At 71.2% G+C, this 15,637-nt stretch carries 12 protein-coding genes; 6 read left to right on the top strand and 6 right to left on the bottom strand.

Features of this window, described 5'->3' with window-relative positions; genetic code table 11:
• Nucleotides 1–257 precede the first annotated feature (257 nt).
• Both ACFXKZ_RS48760 and ACFXKZ_RS48755 read left to right on the top strand, forming a co-directional pair.
• The gene (locus ACFXKZ_RS48760) at nucleotides 258–1,910 is read left to right on the top strand and encodes an ISL3 family transposase (RefSeq protein WP_380013678.1); all 1,653 of its coding nucleotides are present in this window, start codon (nucleotides 258–260) and stop codon (nucleotides 1,908–1,910) included.
• A gap of 82 nt (nucleotides 1,911–1,992) precedes the next feature.
• Entirely contained in the window at nucleotides 1,993–2,604 is a 612-nt protein-coding gene (locus ACFXKZ_RS48755) for a hypothetical protein (protein ID WP_380013675.1), read from the top strand.
• 271 nt (nucleotides 2,605–2,875) lie between these two features.
• Here ACFXKZ_RS48755 and ACFXKZ_RS48750 read toward each other — a convergent pair whose 3' ends face one another.
• Complete coding sequence (locus ACFXKZ_RS48750; RefSeq protein ID WP_380013672.1) at nucleotides 2,876–3,910, bottom strand: hypothetical protein; 1,035 nt, start codon at nucleotides 3,908–3,910, stop codon at nucleotides 2,876–2,878.
• A 227-nt stretch (nucleotides 3,911–4,137) separates the two neighbouring features.
• Between ACFXKZ_RS48750 and ACFXKZ_RS48745 the strand changes: the two genes are divergently transcribed.
• Nucleotides 4,138–5,208 carry a hypothetical protein gene (locus tag ACFXKZ_RS48745; protein WP_380013669.1) on the top strand — a complete coding sequence of 357 codons (1,071 nt, stop codon included), beginning with the start codon at nucleotides 4,138–4,140 and terminating at the stop codon, nucleotides 5,206–5,208.
• Between the two features lie 253 nt (nucleotides 5,209–5,461).
• Here ACFXKZ_RS48745 and ACFXKZ_RS48740 read toward each other — a convergent pair whose 3' ends face one another.
• A complete protein-coding gene (locus tag ACFXKZ_RS48740) occupies nucleotides 5,462–6,409 on the bottom strand; it encodes a hypothetical protein (protein ID WP_380013666.1) in 948 nt (315 codons plus the stop codon).
• Between the two features lie 699 nt (nucleotides 6,410–7,108).
• The gene (locus ACFXKZ_RS48735; RefSeq protein WP_380013663.1) at nucleotides 7,109–7,252 is read right to left on the bottom strand and encodes a hypothetical protein; all 144 of its coding nucleotides are present in this window, start codon (nucleotides 7,250–7,252) and stop codon (nucleotides 7,109–7,111) included.
• A 1,056-nt stretch (nucleotides 7,253–8,308) separates the two neighbouring features.
• Between ACFXKZ_RS48735 and ACFXKZ_RS48730 the strand changes: the two genes are divergently transcribed.
• Entirely contained in the window at nucleotides 8,309–8,965 is a 657-nt protein-coding gene (locus tag ACFXKZ_RS48730) for a hypothetical protein (RefSeq protein WP_380013660.1), read from the top strand.
• 251 nt (nucleotides 8,966–9,216) lie between these two features.
• Here the strand turns inward: ACFXKZ_RS48730 and ACFXKZ_RS48725 are convergent, their stop codons facing one another.
• The 3 genes from ACFXKZ_RS48725 to ACFXKZ_RS48715 all read right to left on the bottom strand — a co-directional run bounded on the left by ACFXKZ_RS48725 (nucleotide 9,217) and on the right by ACFXKZ_RS48715 (nucleotide 11,372).
• The gene (locus tag ACFXKZ_RS48725; RefSeq protein WP_380013657.1) at nucleotides 9,217–9,675 is read right to left on the bottom strand and encodes a hypothetical protein; all 459 of its coding nucleotides are present in this window, start codon (nucleotides 9,673–9,675) and stop codon (nucleotides 9,217–9,219) included.
• A 114-nt stretch (nucleotides 9,676–9,789) separates the two neighbouring features.
• Nucleotides 9,790–10,947, bottom strand: a complete 1,158-nt coding sequence (locus tag ACFXKZ_RS48720; protein WP_380013654.1) for a hypothetical protein — start codon at nucleotides 10,945–10,947, stop codon at nucleotides 9,790–9,792.
• 164 nt (nucleotides 10,948–11,111) lie between these two features.
• Nucleotides 11,112–11,372: a hypothetical protein gene (locus tag ACFXKZ_RS48715; RefSeq protein ID WP_380013651.1), complete on the bottom strand. Its 261-nt coding sequence runs from the start codon at nucleotides 11,370–11,372 to the stop codon at nucleotides 11,112–11,114.
• Nucleotides 11,373–12,040: 668 nt separating this feature from the next.
• Between ACFXKZ_RS48715 and ACFXKZ_RS48710 the strand changes: the two genes are divergently transcribed.
• Complete coding sequence (locus ACFXKZ_RS48710) at nucleotides 12,041–12,532, top strand: hypothetical protein (protein WP_380013648.1); 492 nt, start codon at nucleotides 12,041–12,043, stop codon at nucleotides 12,530–12,532.
• Between the two features lie 73 nt (nucleotides 12,533–12,605).
• Nucleotides 12,606–15,446, top strand: a complete 2,841-nt coding sequence (locus tag ACFXKZ_RS48705; protein ID WP_380013645.1) for a Helicase associated domain protein — start codon at nucleotides 12,606–12,608, stop codon at nucleotides 15,444–15,446.
• Nucleotides 15,447–15,637: the final 191 nt, after the last annotated feature.

Genomic DNA, 15,637 nt, shown 5'->3' with positions numbered 1-15,637 from the left:
GAACCTGATCACCGCCAGCCGGCTCGCCTGCCACCCGCCCGAGATCGAGGGCCACGAAGTGCTCGGCGATGCCCGGATCAGTCTCAGCGCGGACGTCCAGTACAGCCTCGGCCTGTTCGAGCCGGACGACCTCCCACCCGCCGAATCGCTCCACCCAACCCTGGCATCCGTACTGACAAGGCTCGTGGCAGAACCGCTGACAACGACTGTCAAAACGCGCTGACACTTCCAGGCTCTGGCACGGGAAGCGTGAACCGGTGACCCTGGGTGAGGGCGCGTCGTTGTGTCAGGTGTGCGAATTACTGAACCTTGAGACGTTGTTCCCCCACTTCGCTGGCCTTGTGATCGAGCGGTTCGAGAGAGACGACACGGAGGTCAGAGCCCATGTCAGGCTGCGGACGCCCGAGTCGCTGTGCCCTGACTGCGGCGAGGTCTCGACGTCGGTGCACAGTCGGTACGAGCGGCGCATAGCCGACGCTCCGGTGGCAGGGCGGCCGGTGGTGCTGGTTCTGTTGGTCCGCCGGTTCTTCTGTCGTGCCGGGGCGTGCCCGCGCCGGACATTCGCCGAGCAGGCCGAATGCCTGGCTGGGCCTCGTCGCCGGCGGAGCACGAGGCTGAGCCTGATGTTGCTGTCGATCGCGTTGGCGCTGGCCGGTCGCGCGGGGGCCAGGCTCGCGGCGGAACTGGCAGTCGTGGTGAGCCGGATGACGATGCTGCGTCTGATCCGCGCGCACGGTGCTCCGGACTTCGGGACGCCCGACGTCCTGGGCGTGGACGACTTCGCCCTGCGAAGGGGACATGTGTACGCCACGGTGATCTTGAACATGCGGACCCACCGGCCGATCGATGTGCTCGTCGGACGCGACGCCGAGACCCTCGCCTCCTGGCTGCGCGAGCATCCCGGTGTGGAGATCATCTGCCGAGACCGGGCCGCGTCCTACGAGGACGGCTCGCGTCAGGGTGCTCCGGACGCCACGCAGGTCGCCGACCGCTTTCACCTGTGGCAGAACCTCGGCGAGGCCGTGGAGAAGACCGTCGTCGCCCACCGCGGGTGCCTGCGCGAACCCGCCGTGGTCACGGACGCGGACCAGCCGGATTTGCTGCCGTCGGCGATCGACCGGCTTGATCCCGAACAGCAGTGCCTCGACGTGTGCGGGCAGGAACGTCCGCTGGTGGCCCGCATGCGAGAGCGCTACGCAGCGGTCCAGGAACTGCGTGCCGACGGGCTGTCCCTCAACGCGATCAGCCGCCGACTCGACCTGGCCTTTCGCACCGTGCGCCGCTACGCGCTCGCAGCCGACGCGGACGAGCTGCTGGTACCCACGCTCAACCGAGACGCCAAGCTCGATCGGTTCCGTCCCTACATCGTCCGACGGTGGAACTCGGGCTGTGCCAACGCCACGACGCTCCACCATGAGCTTCAGGGTTTGGGATGGCGGGGCAGCCTGCGGACGGTGAACCGGTACATGGCACGCCTGCGGACGTTGGCAACACCGCCTTCGTCCGATCCGGTACCGCCGAAGCCGCGCCGCGTCACCGGATGGATCATGTCGGACCCCGACAACCTGACCTCGGGCAGTGCCGTCGCGCTCAAGGACATCCTGGCCCGCTGCCCTGAACTGGCTGCCGCCCGCAGGCACGTGGGGACTTTCGCGAGCATGATCCGGAACCTGGGAGGCAATGGCCTGCCCGCATGGGTCGAACAAGTGCGGGCCGACGACCTCCCGTTGCTCCACCGCTTCGCCGCCGGCCTGCAACTCGACCGGCAAGCCGTGGTCGCGGGCCTCACACTGCCTTGGAGCAACGGCCCGACGGAGGGTGCCGTGAATCGCATCAAATACCTGAAGCGGCAGATGTACGGACGCGCGAACCTCGATCTAATCCGCCTACGAATCCTCAACCCCAACTGAGCCAGATTTCTCACCCAGGGTCACCGGTTCACGCTTCCCGTGCCAGAGCCCACTTCCATGTCAATCAACACGGAAGGAAGTGATGCTCCACCTCGAGGCCGCCTCGGACGCGGACGCCGAGCACAACGAGCCGTTGCTGTCGGCGATCGCCGCCGCCACGTGGCGGCGCAACCGGGCGAAAACGGAGATCCGCCGCCTGGTCGCGTACGGCCGCGAGTTCACCCGACCCCGCCCCTATCGACTCGTCAACCTCGCCGACGCCAGCGGCATGTCCATCTCCGGCGTCCGCACCACCTACGACCACGCCGACGTCGCGGAAGTGGAACAGGCCCTCGGCCGCAAGCCCCGCGAATGGCGCGCCGCCGGCCCGGACGCCCCCGGACGACGGGACCGGCGCGTGAACACACCCCCGAAGGGACGACCTTCGCCCGACTGCACCTGCCCGAACCCGTGGGCGGATCTGGTCACCGTCGTCGAAGGACGGAACCTGCACGCCCGGCCCACCACGACCCCGGGGCCGATCTCCGCGCTCTACATCGCGCTGCCCGACGTGCGGCGCCGAATACCCGGGCTGGTGGCGACTCGTTCCCGCCCCCGGACCCGACCTGATCCCCGGGTCGAGCCGCCACCCCGCCGGTCACCGGCAGGCGAACCCTGCCGGTCCCCTCGAGCCGCAGCATGCACCCTGTTCTAGGCAAGGTCTTCGGGCGCCGGCCGGGCAACCATTTCGAGAGCCGTGGGCCGCTCAGCGCCGTTGCTCCGGTTGGCCCCGGCGTGCCGACGAACCTTTGCGGCCTCGCCTCGGCCGCCCACGCGGTTCCCGAGCACGCCACCGAAAGCGACGAACGAACGCCCCGGCCGTCGGGACCCCACCGGCGGGTGATCGGCCGCCGGGACTCCGCACCACTCCCCTCGCCGTAGCGCCCGACGGCGAGGAGGCACCGACTCGCGAACGACCCTCGACGTCAGATCGCCACGGCCAGGCGCGGAGCGTGTGTCGCACGGGCCGGCACGCCTCGGGGCGTCACACATCCGTTCCCCGGCGCGGCGCGGCACTTCGGGCAGGGTGTGGCCCACGCCGGGTCGGGGCCGGGGGCGACGCGTTCACCGGCCGGCACGAGGAGGTCCTGCAGGGCGGTGCGCAGTTCGCGCAGGGTCGCGGTGGCGCCGAGCAGGGGCAGGAATTCCGAGACGTGCCAGCCCAGGGAGGCGCCCTGACGGGACAGGTACAGGCTCAGGAAGCGGATGTGGTGGTGGTCGTCGAAGTCGAGCAGGAGGTATCCGGCGAGTTGGTACAGCTCCCGCGCGCCGAGCCGGTCGGGTTGTGTCGTCGCCTTGCAGTCGATCAACTCGCCCGCGCACAGCAGGTCCGCGTCGGCCCCGCCGATGTGCGCGCTACCGGCGAACACCGGCCCGCACTCCACCGGTTGCCCGACCAGCCATCCCAACGCCTCGCGGGGTTCGGCCAGGCGCAGTTGCGCGGTGATGTCGTCGACCGCCTGGGGTGTGACCTCGGCCAGGAGGGTGTCCAGGGTCGTGTCGGGGCCGGCCCGGTCGAGGGGGTCGCCGCGGTCGCATCCACCCGAGCGGTAGACGTGCTCGAAGTAGGAGGCGATCACGCACAACCGGATCAGCCGGTCCCCGTCCGCGCCGTCCAGGAGCAGCGGTGCGCCGGTGAACTCGTCGAGTTCGGCGAGGAGTCGGGTTCCGGCTCGTTGGATCGCCTCCCGTGTGGCGGGGGTGTGGGGGTGGTGGCGTTTGATGCCGTAGCGGATGGGGTCGCCGTAGGGGGTGCCGAGGGTGACGCGGATGCGGTGGTCGATCGTGTGTCCGAGTGTCCAGGCGGGTGTGGTGCATCCGGCCGCCGGGCGGATCGGTGGGGGCAGGTGTGTGGCCCAGCGGCGCAGGGCGGCGGCGGCGCGGGCCGCGTCGGGCAGGTGTGTGGTGAAGAATCGTGTCACGTCGGAATCGGTGTGCCGCAGTTCGCCGGTCAGACTCACGCTCGTATTGTGCGGTCGGCGCCGCCGTCGCGAGGGGGGTTTGCCGCAACGGGCTTCGCACGCGATGTGTGAGGCGTACGCCGGACCGGGCCCGCGCCGTCCGTAGCCGGTTTCGTCGTCCCCCGCGCCAACCCCGGTGTCCACCGCGCCGCGCGGCGTACCGCGCGCCGTTCCCGGTCGGTCGAAATCGACCGGCGGTTGTGGGTGCGTGAGCCTAGGCTCCGGCCATGATCGAAGATGCACCTCCCGGATTCGTGCCCTTCGCGGTGCCGATCACCGATGAGTTCGCCGCCTTCGTCGCGCAGGCGCTGGGCGACTTCCACCGCCTGGCCGGGAACGGTCTTTCGGAACGGTCGGATCTCGCGGCGGACTCCCCGTTCAAGCGCGAGGCCGACGCCCATCGGGCGTTGCCGGATGTCGTGGGCGCGGCACGGATGTCGCTGCTCGACCTGTTGCTGGACGTGACGCGGTTGTTCTGGGACAACGCGCTCGACCACGCCCGCGCGGTGGAGGCGAACGTCCTCGCGACGCCCGCGCCTGTGTGGGCGCCGTTGACGTTGAGCCGCACCGTGATGGAGAACGTTCTCCTGCACCACTATCTGCTGGATTCCTCGATCGCCGGCGGACTGCGCTTGGCGCGGCTCGCGGGGCTGTGGCGCACGGACATCGGGCACATGGAGAAGATGGCCGAGGCCCTGGGCCACCCGGGCGCTGCGGCGAATACCGCGAACACGAAGTCCGGCGCGAGTCGGGTCCTCGCCGACGCGCGGGTGCGCGAGCGGTTCAACACCTCCGGCAAGCTCGTCGGTTACGAGGCCGACGGCGACAAGGCGGCGATGGACGTCAACATCACCGAGCAGGCACGCGCGGCGATGCCCACATGGCTTCCCGCGCCGTATCGGCTCCTGTCCGGGGCTGCCCACGGCCGGCGCTGGATGATCGGACGCGCGCGCGTGGGAGCCGCGGGAACCGGCGAAGCGTTGGTGAGCGAGGCCGCGACTCTCGTGACGGCCGCGATGGTCGTCTTCGGTTCGCTGGAGGTCGCGGTGGCCACCTGGCAGAACTATCTCGGCGTCGACCTGGACACCGTGCGGCGGGACATGGAGACGCACCGGGCCCGTTTCCTGCCGCAGGCCGCCGCGATGGTGCATGACGGGGCCGCCGAGGGCGACGAGGCGCGCACCACACTCCGTTCGACGCGGGTCGTTGCCCTATGCGGCAGCCCGGACCGGGCCGGATCGGACCGCCCACTCACAGGACCAGGCGATGTCCAGGTGCGCGGCGGTGCGGCGGCGTAGGCGGCGAGCAGGCGCGGGTCCGCGCCGTTCTACGTCTTCTCGTAGTCGGGGGCAGCACAGTGGCAGGGCCGGCCCAATGGAGCCAGTCGTCCGGAAGATCCGCGTGCTCGTAGTGGGAGCGGCCGTACTGCCAGGCGCAGCCGTCCGATTCGAGGGCGACTCCGCCCGGGTAGGGCGGGTCGTCGTCGCCGACCAGGACCAACTACTCGCCGTCCAATGCTGTGTCGTAAGGACCCGCGCCGCCAGCACTGGGTCACGCCGTGGGGGGAAGCCGAAAGACGCGCTCGCGATGCCAGGCGTAGAACGGTTCTCGTTCGGGTGTCCACCACGGTGTTCGGGGCGCTGTGAGGTTTCGTCGGACGTAGTCGGCGAGGATCGGATTTTTGGTGGTGTAGGGGCTGACCTGGATGTCGCCTCCGGGTGCAACCGCCAGGTACCCCTGGGTGAACAGTTCCCCGCATCCCAGGGCGCACAGGGGCATCACATTGTCGGGACTTTCCCGTTCTTCCTGCGAACAGGCCAAGTGTGACTTCACCGCGTGTACGCGCAGGACGCCGGCGGGCAGCTGAAGCTGGCACAGCGCGCACGTGGACGTTCGGGCCGGGACGTCTTCCCGCATGTCTGCAACCCGTGTACCGGCGGATGCGAGGTCGGGTTCGGAGTGCGTATCGGCATCGGTGTCCGGGGGGGTCCGGTCGGGCACCGGTTCGGGATCGAGGCGAATCGGCGGGTCGAGTTGGAGAAGTTCGGTCAGCAGCGCGCTCTCGACCTCGCTGAGGTGGGTCAGGTTCTGTACGTTTCGCGCGGGCTTCCATCCGAGGAGTTCTCGGAGTTCGTCCATGGGCAGATGATGTTGGCGGACTCCGTTCAGGGCGTACATGAACTCCCAGGTATTGTCGTCCGTGTCCGCGCCCCACAGGCGGCGGGCGAGTTGCGGATTGCGGAAGGTCGCGGCGACCTGTCCGCTGAGGTAGAGCTTCCTGTCGCCGCTGAAGAACGCCTGGTTCCCCGGCTCGATGCGGACCGCCTTCTTCACGTTCGCGTCGTTGCGCCCTCGCGATACGCCCCACAGGGCGGCGCGCCCGGAGGGGAAGAGGCATCGCAGTTGACCCGCCAGTCGAGGGCCCAGCAGGTCGGTGTGGGCGGCGAGATCGACCGGGGTGGCGATGGTGTCGGCGTACATCTTGTGGACGTCGGTCATGGACAGCGCGGCCGGTTGAATGAAGCAGTGCGGTCGCCTTGAGGTTTCGTATCGGGGCCGGGGGGTGGGCGGAGGGAGCAGGGTGGGGACCCGGGCCCGGGGCGGTGGCCGCGTGGCGGTGGCCGCACCTACGCGCGTCCCGGGTGGGGCGGGAGTCGGAGCGGCTCCGGCGTCGCCTCGCGGGGGCGGGACGTGGGGTGGTGACTGGGGCTCGTTCGGCGTCGTTGTCACACTCGGGTGTGCCCGTGGTGCCGGTGGCGGGGCCGGGACTGCCGAATGGGCAACGCCTTTTGCGTGCTCCCACAGCGCGAAAAGGCGTTCCGCGGTCTCTTGGGGATCGGGTCGATAGACCGACCATCGTGCGAGCAACCGCACCACGGCGTCGACGCGTTGCCACCCCGGGGCCTTTCGCCCGTGCAACAGGTCGGCGATCGCCTGGTGCGAGAGAGTCCCGTGGGAGTCGGGGTCGTTCGTGATGGCCGTGGCCATCGCCCTGGTGCCCGGACTACCCGCGTGGCGGTACAGCTCGTGAAGGGCCTGGACGAAGGTGCGCAGCGGCCCGTCCGGACACTGTGTCGTGTCGGGCATCGTAATCGGCGGCATCACGGTTTCCTTCCGTGCCCGCGCCTCCTGCGGACACACGCCAGCGGAACGGCTTCCGACTTCCGGCCTTCGGAGGCCGGGGACGTCCTTCGTCCCTCAGTCGTGGTTGGTCAGGATCAGGATCAACCACGCCGCCACGGCACGCGCGGCGCCTCCGATCACCGCCGACAGCAGCCCTCGCCGTCGTCGAGCCCGGCGTTCACCCTTGTCCCGGTCGCATCCACAGCCACTGTCGTGCACGAGTGTGATCCTTCCGAACGAAGCCGGCCACGGGGCGTGCATCCTGTTCACAGCCCCGGATCCAGCCTCGCAGAGCACCGAAGCCACTAGGCAGGAACGGCCACTGATCGAACGGTAATTGACGGATTCTTACGTATCCAGGATAGCCGAACAGTGCCCGTTGGCCCGTATCGCCGCATCGGGGGCACGACCACACCACGAATCGAATCCCGTTCGCACCGTCGCGACTTGCGTACGGTGCCCCGGTCGAAGACAGTCCCCGTACCCCGAACTCGTGAACTATGGCGGGGTCCGATCCGGGGCCGGGACGCGACCACATTCAACAGAACTCGAATACGACCTTCCACCAGTGGGCGTTGTCGCCGCAGGCGTCCACGCCCGGTTCCCGGCCGCTCGCGGATCTTCCGCCGGTCCTCGCGGGAGCCACGCGGATCGTGGCCGACGGACACGGCGCCGATTTCTCCCGACGCCTGGACGGCGACGGAAGACCCGTGACCGCACTGCGGGAATACTCGTATTTCCTCGGCGGCACCGACAATGCTCGACCGGCAGGGCGCCTACAACCTGTACATGGAGGCGCGTCGCGCCCGCCGACTCGCGCGGTACTTCTGGAGTGACTCGAGCTGGGGCCACGACGCCGGCGGTCTGGAGAACCCCGACGACGTCGTCCGCAAGGCCTACGCCCGTTTGCGCACAGAGCGCGAAAACCCCGGCCCTTGGGGTGGCCGCCGGCCCCGGCCGCGGTGCGACGGCACATCGCAGGGCCTCTCCTCGCAGGCGAACTCCCGGGCATCGGCGGGGGGTTTAGGGATACGGTGGACGTGGCCGACGTCCAGGCGGGCCCGCCGTGCAGGGTCGCGCCGGGAGTCCGCGGTTCCGCGTTCGCCGGCCACGCTCCGGCGCGCCCCGCGTGCACGGACACGACACACGACGGTCGCAGGACGTAGACCGGCGCCCGGGACGTGTTCGCCAGGCCCGACCCTTTCTCCCGCACACACTCGCGCGTCGTGGGCCTTCCCGCCCCCGGCCGCGTTCCCGTCCCGACCCGGAGGTCCCGTGCCCCTGCCCCGTCCCGCGCTCTCCGCCCTCGCGGCCTCGGCCGCCCTCGTCACCGCGACGACCTCGCTCGCCTGCACCCACGCGTCCTCGGCGCGGCCGCTCGCCGACCTGCCGCCCGTGCTCGCGGGAGCCACCCGGGTCGTGGCCGACGGACGCGGCGCCGACCCGACCGTGCGCCTGGACGGCGCCGTGGACCGTGAACCCGTCCTCGTCTTACGGGACTACATCGCCTTCATCGGCGCCACGGACATGATGGACCGTCAGGGCGCCTACTACCTGTACCCGATCCAGGACGGCGCGGACCCCCACCCGAATCGCATCGTGGTGGTCACCGCCGAACGCGGCCCCACTCCCGCCTCGGACGTGTTCGCGAAACTCTCCGACAGGATCGAGAAGATGCAGGAGGGCGTACCGCTCGACCCGGGCGAACAGCACATCCTCGAACCCGGCAACGGCGGCCGCATCACCTGCGATCACCTGCCCGCCAAACCCGCACCCGACAGTCGCACCCCGCCGCGGCGGGCATACTCCTCCTGCACCTGGGCCGACCGCGACCACCTCGTACGCGTCAACTCCTCCGACACCGACATCCCCGGCGTCCGCGCCATGATCGACACCATCCGCACCGCCGTCCCCACCACCACGCCCCACTGACCCCCGACGCACACGCGCACTGCACGGAACCGGGACCGTCGGCGCCGACCAGTGCCATGACCCGCTTCCTGCCGACCATCGACGCGGCCGGCTGCGACCACCACGACGGCGACACCGAACAGGAACCACTCGTTACGTGCAGATGGAGACGCACCGGCGCCCTGTGACCGGACGTAATCGGTGGAGCGATCGCCTCGCCACAGACGTAGAGCGGAACGCGTAGCGCGCGTTCACGGCCGGGACAGCCGGTCTCACGAGTGGTGGTGACGTCGGGCGTGCTCGCCCGAGTCGTTGCTCATCGCTCCGTAGCACTCGGTACCGCACGCAAGACCGAAGTTGGCCGACATCCAGTCCAACCGCAGGAACTGGTCCTCGTCGTCGGGCTCGGTGGCTCCGCAGTTGTCGCAGTGGGTGACGTCCGGGCCCGGGCAGTCGTCGTCGTCGGCGGCCATGTCGCGGTCTTCCCTCCAGGCATCACGCGCGGATTCCTCGGACAGGTGGGTGGTCCGGTACTTCGACACCTTGGGGTCCTCGAACCAGTGGCGGACGGTCCACAGCGACACGTGGGATCCGTCGGACAGGACGAACCGGTGCTCGTCCAGACAGATCCCCCGTTCGTTCGAGGGCTCCTGCGTCCATCCCTCTCGCTCGACGGTGTCGACGGAGCGGGCGTGGACCAGTTTCTCGCGCAGGTCCTCGCAGTCGCGCACGCCGTCGAGCAGTGTGGCGGCCCATCGACCGGCGCGGTTGGGAACAACGACATCACGGGCGATCGCCTCGGTCGCCGTGAGCCGGCGGCCCCTGTCGCGGCGGAGTTCGGGCTCTTACGCGCGGTGGGCGTCGATGCCCGCGTCGGCGAACCGGGCGGCGTCCGTCGCGCGCCAGCGCCAATCCCTCGCGGCCGAAACTCTGTCGCCGTCCCCCATCGGCCAGCCGGCCGTCGTCCACTCCGCCGGGGTGCGGCCGAGCAGCGCGCGGGCGTCGTCGGCGTCGACGACCGCGAACAACTCGTCGCGAACCCCGCACAGCCGCTGCGCCGTCCACCCGCCGGCGCGCAGGACGGCGGCGGCCTCGGCGTTCGCGCCCACGGCCGCGTACGCGGCGCGTGAGCGCCCGAACTCCTCCTCGTAGGCGTCGAGTACGCTCACGCGTTCGGCGGTGAGCGGCAGCACGAAATCGCTGACGACCCGGCCGCCACCGAAACCGAACCGGGTGACGTACACGACGCCGTTGTCCGGGTCCACCACGAGTTCGTCGTCGGCGTCCGTGTGGGGGTGGTCGGCGGGCACGACGCGCATCCCGGCGGTCCGGTCGCGGACGGCCAGGCGGCCGTTGAACGCGTCCGTCGGGGCGGGCGGGATGTCGAGGTGGTGACGCAGGCCAAGTAGCCGGTGGCCCTGGCGGCGCAGCGCGTCGGCGGGGTCGTCGTCGGTGTCGGCGACGACCGTGTACGCGTGGTCGGGCTGTCCTGTGAGGCACGGGCGGGGGACGTCGAGTACGCGCACGATCGTTCCCGGCTCCCACTCGATGTGTTTCGCGGTGCCGCTGCCCCGCACGGACAGCGCGCCGGTGACGACGGTGGTGCCGCCGAGAAGCCTCGCATCCGGGCTGTCCGGGACGGTGGTGGCGAGCGGCGTGCCGGCCCAGTGGAGACTCGTCCCGATCTGCGGGTCGGCCGCGTCCAGGCGCAGGTCGACATCTACGTGGGAGATGGGGGTGAGCCCGTCGCGGCCGAACGCTTCGCGCAGCGCGGTTACGACGGCGTCGCGGTGTCGCGCCGGGAACTCTGCGGTGTACACGGGTGGTCGCGTGATCCTGAGCGAGCGCACGGTCTTCCACGCGGGGTGGTTCGTGTCGGGGACCTCCAGGCGCAGCCCGTCGCCGTCGAAGTTGGCGCGCCAGTGGATACCGGCTCTGGTGGCCTTGTGCGGGCGTCGGCGTTCGGCGGGTGAAGGGACGGACGCGGTGGCTTCGAGGGTCATTGCCGTCTCCGGTGTGGCTCGGTGGTACCCGCGTGAGCGGGAATGGTGGATGGGGGCGTCCGCCCGCGCCCGGGGTGGGCCGGCACGCACACCGGGCCGGGGGACGGTGCGGGTGGCCCAGAGGCCCTCGGCGGGGTTGGGATGGATGGCGGGGAGCCCCGGGGTCAGGCGCTGTCGCCTTCCCAGTGCAGTCGCCCGTCCGGCGGGTCGGCGTGGACGTAGTGGGAACGTCCGTCCGGGTAGGCGCCGTTGCCGGCGTACAGCGCGACTCCGTCGGGGTAGTGCCGCGGGCCGTTGCCGATCAGGACCATCCACAGTCCGTCGAGCGGGCCGCCGACCAGTTCGATGCCGGGGGTGCCCTCGGGCGGGGGCGGGTCGCCGAACTGGTCCTGGCCGTACCAGCGGCGGGGTGTCGTTGTCGTCATGGGGTTCAGTGTGGCCGGTACCCCCGACCGGCGGGGCGCGAAGCGGGAGGTTGCGGGTCACCCGCGTTGGCCGGCGCTGCCCATGGAGCCATCTGTCGAAGAAGCCGTCATCCATCCGCTCGTCCGTCGGCGGCGTGCGCGGCAGGCGCGGGTTGCGGCACCACCGAAGGACCCTTCGCGGGGTCGTCCGCGTAGACGAGACCGGGCTCGTCCTGTGCAACCAGCCAGGGCGTGCCGTGGAACGTCGGGTCGTGTCTCACGCGGACGGCCGACCCGGGCAGCCAGGACTCGCCGCCGTCATGACTGTGCATGGTCGGTCCGAGGCAGGTCACCGGATCACCGCGTGGGTCGAGGATGGTGTCCCCGGGACGGATCCGTGCGCCGGTCGTGACGTCGAAGAGGTGGCGGTCGGGTTCGGCCGGGTCGTGCAGCTCGCCACGGAGCGGATTCCGGGTCAGGGACGTCGGTTCCGCACAGAGGTGCTGGGATAGCCGGCACGGAAGAGGCTTACGTCACGAGTCGACACATGGGCCGTCCGTCCACCGCCCGAGCAACCCACATCGAAGCGGCTGCGTGTCCGCGCCCGGACGGCGGGCCGGGCGAAGGAACCCCGGGCCGCTCACAAGGAATCCTTGTCAAGGAAATCTTGATTGTCGCAGCGTGGTGAAATGACCACACAGGGCGAGAAGGCAGGGTCGGCCGCGACCGACCGTCTCGGCGGCGACCATCCCTCCGCGCGGATCATCACCCGCCACCGGGAGGAGATCGAACGGCATGTCCGGCGCGCTCTCGACATGAACGGCGATCCGTTCCTGGCGATCACCCACGTCGTCGGTCAATCCCTCGCCGCGGCACCGATCGGCGACCCGAGTCGCCTGGCCGTCGAGGACGTCGCCGACGCCCTCGAGGCCTTGCCGGCGGCCCGCGTCTGGTGGGAGCACTGCGAGGCCGAGTTGCTGCGCGCCGCCCGCACTCCCGCCGCCGACGGCAAACCGCGCATGACCTGGCGTGAGATCGGCGAACGCCTGGGCATCACCGAACAGGGCGCTCAGGACCTCTACCGGCGCCGCGTCGGCAAGACCGCCGCCACCCGCCTGCGCAACCCCCCACCGCAGGGCCCCGTTCACGCCCGACCCGACGACCGCGCCCCCGGAGCGTGAGACCGCCCGCCGACCACCCGCCCCGACCGCGCCCGACGTTCGAACGGTCCGATCGCCCCGTGCGGAGACCCTGATGCGCCGTCCCACCCGCCCCTCGACCCGCCCCACTCGCGCCGGCGTCCCCGCGCTGCGCCCGCACCAACGCGACGCGCTCGCCGCGATCGTCCGCGAGCTGGAGAACCCGGACGACGACGCGGTCGGCAGCGCGCCCCACGGCGGGCGCCGGGCCACCGCGGTGATGGCGTGCGGGACCGGGAAGACGTGGGTGGCGGCCGGGGCGGCCGCTGCGCTGGCCGCGCGCGGGCGGGTGCTGGTCCTGGTGCCGACCCTCGACCTCCTCGTGCAGACCGTGACCGCCTGGCGGCGGGCCGGGCGCACCGGCGGGGTCCAGGTGGCGGTGTGCTCCCTCGGCGGCGACGCCGCGTTGACCGCCGCGGGGGTGCGGGCGACCACCAGCGCGCCGCGACTGGCGTTGTGGGCGGGGGCGGTCGAGGGGCCGGTGACGGTGTACGCCACCTATCAGTCCCTGGAGACCGTCCTGGCCGCCCACCGGGGGGTGGTCGGGCTGCGGCTTCCCGCGTGGCGGCTGGTGGTGGTGGACGAGGGGCACCGCTCGAGCGGCCGGCTCGGCCGCCCCTGGACCGCCGTGCACGACGACCGGGTCCTGCCCGCGCTGGGCCGGTTGTATCTGACCGCGACCCCGCGGGTGTGGGAGCCGGCCGACGTCAGCGCCTACGGCGAGGGCGCTGGCCGCGGCGACACCGGACGGCTGCCCCTGGAGGCCGACGACGACGTGTGGGACGACCCCGACACCACCGCAACCGACGACGTCGAGGACGAAGGGGGCGACGAGGACGAGGTCTTCGACGACCCGAACGGCCCCGACGAGGAGGACCGGGAGGGCAGCGGGGGTGTGCGGCCGGCTCGCGTGCGCGGCGGACGTCCGGTCCATTCGTCGATGCCCGCTCGGACGGTGGCGTCCATGGACGATGAGGCGATCTTCGGCCCCACGGTCCACCGTTTGGAGCTCGCGGCGGGGTGCCGGTTGGGGCTGCTCGCCAGGCCGAGGATCGTGGTGGTCGACGTCGCCGACCCCACCGTGCGGGACCTGGCCCAGACGAGCGGTGTCGACCCCAACCGGGGCCCGGGTCGGCGCAGTCTGGAGGAGGTCGAGGAGTACCGGGCCGCGCGGCTGTCCGCGCTGCAGACCGCGGTGTTGCGGGTGGCGGCCGAGTTGGGGCTGAACACGGTGATCGCCTACCACGCGCGGACCGCCGAGGCCCAGGCGTGCGCGGAGACTCTGCCCGACGTCGCGAAGCGCCTGCACGAGGCGGATGCGGCGACGAATCCGGAGCGGGTGTGGGCGAACTGGTTGTGCGGGGAGCACGAGGCGGAGCATCGGCGGCGGGTGCTGGGCGAGTTCGCCGCGCACACCGACCGGACACCCCCCGCCCTGTTCGAACTCCCGCCGACGGATGGGGCGACCACGCGGCGGGCGGTGTTGTCGAACGTGCGGGTCCTGGCCGAGGGCGTCGATCTGCGCGCGGACGCGGTCGCGTTCATGGACCCCAAGCTGAGCGTGATCGAGATCGTCCAGGCCATCGGCCGCGTCCTGCGCCAGGAACCCCACGAGGGCCGCGACGCGACCATCATCGTGCCGGTGTTCCTCGCCGCCGGCGAGAAGGCGGACGACATGCTCGTCTCCGACTCCCACCATTTCCTCGTCCGTGTGCTGCACGCCCTCGCCGCCCACGACAGCCGCGTCCTCGACATGCTCGCCACCCCCGCACCCAGCGGCAGGCGGCAACGACTCGTCGCCCTCACCGACGCGGACGGCGACGCAGGCGACGACACCCCGGTTGCCGAGGACGACGGCACCGAGATCGCCGAGGCGAGCCTTGCGGACGAAGGCGAGGGTGAGGAGGTCGAGGAGCGGTTCCTCGTGCGGTTCATGACCGAGCACGACCCCGCCCTGCTCAACGACTTCGTCAAGCTGCGCGTCATCGACCCCGAACGTCGGGACTGGCGCCGCGGCTACCTCGCCGCCCGCCGCTGGCACACTACCCACGGCGACCTGCGCGTCCCCCTGGACGCCGTCGACTACGACCCCGAATCGGGAACCTCCCACCCCGTCGGAGCGTGGATCGCCGAACAACGACGCGCACGAACCGGCGGCACGATGCGCCCGCGCCGGATCGAACTGCTGGACGCGTTGGGCATGGTGTGGAGCGCCGACGACGAAGCGTTCGAGAACGGCCTGGCGATGTGCCGCGCCTACCACGCGAGGTACGGCCACCTGGCCGCGCCCAAGACCGCGGTCGTCGACGCCTACCCCGTCGGGCAGTTCCTCGCCAACTGCCGACGCCCCCTGGCAACCAGGAAGCACCCCGACCGATGGCGCGTGCGTTGGGAACGCCTCGCCGGGATCGACCCGGGATGGAACCCGACCGGATGGCCCCTGACGTGGCAACGCATGCTGTCCCTGGTCCGACTGCACCTCGAACAAGGCGGCACCCTCGACGAACTCGCCCCCGGACACACCATGGACGGCAGCGACGTCGGCGCCTGGCTCGACAAACAACGCCGCGAATGGACCCAACTCTCCCGAGCGCAGCGCGCCGCCCTGGGAGTGCTGGGCGTCGCCAAGGCCGCCCCCGTCGCAACGGGCCGGACGCGACGGGGGAGCGGGTCGCACGCGGACCGCTGGACGCTCACCCTCACCGCCGCACGCGCGTTCGCCGCCCGTGAAGGACACCTGACCGTGCCCCGCACACACAGCGAGACCATCGAAGCGGGAGGCGAGACGCACCACGTGAAGTTGGGCGTGGCGCTCGCCAACGCACGCCAACGACGGGCTTCCTGGGCGCAGGAGCGCGTCGAGGCCCTCACCGTGCTCGGGATGCGGTGGGCGTAGGGGGCTCGCGGTGGGGAGCCCCCTGTGGGCAGCTGGACTGGACGGGTCGCATCACCGCGCGGGCACCGGTCGATGGGTGTGAGGATCGCGGCGAGAGACTTCCGGTCGACGATGGCGTTGGTCGCGTTGCGGTGAACCGCCCGCGTCGGTGGCCGGGTCGTGCAAGGGTGGGCGGGTGCCCTGCGTGGGGT

Source organism: Embleya sp. NPDC059237 (assembly GCF_042754105.1).
Lineage (GTDB): Bacteria > Actinomycetota > Actinomycetes > Streptomycetales > Streptomycetaceae > Embleya.
This window is presented reverse-complemented; position numbering and strand designations above follow the sequence as displayed.

Bases quoted from the DNA above. Each gene is read 5' to 3' on its own strand.
- ACFXKZ_RS48705 (WP_380013645.1), top strand. From the start codon at position 12,606: ATGCGCCGTCCCACCCGCCCCTCGACCCGCCCCACTCGCGCCGGCGTC.
- ACFXKZ_RS48710 (WP_380013648.1), top strand. From the start codon at position 12,041: ATGACCACACAGGGCGAGAAGGCAGGGTCGGCCGCGACCGACCGTCTC.
- ACFXKZ_RS48745 (WP_380013669.1), top strand. From the start codon at position 4,138: ATGATCGAAGATGCACCTCCCGGATTCGTGCCCTTCGCGGTGCCGATC.
- ACFXKZ_RS48720 (WP_380013654.1), bottom strand. From the start codon at position 10,947: ATGACCCTCGAAGCCACCGCGTCCGTCCCTTCACCCGCCGAACGCCGA.
- ACFXKZ_RS48755 (WP_380013675.1), top strand. From the start codon at position 1,993: ATGCTCCACCTCGAGGCCGCCTCGGACGCGGACGCCGAGCACAACGAG.
- ACFXKZ_RS48715 (WP_380013651.1), bottom strand. From the start codon at position 11,372: ATGACGACAACGACACCCCGCCGCTGGTACGGCCAGGACCAGTTCGGC.
- ACFXKZ_RS48740 (WP_380013666.1), bottom strand. From the start codon at position 6,409: ATGACCGACGTCCACAAGATGTACGCCGACACCATCGCCACCCCGGTC.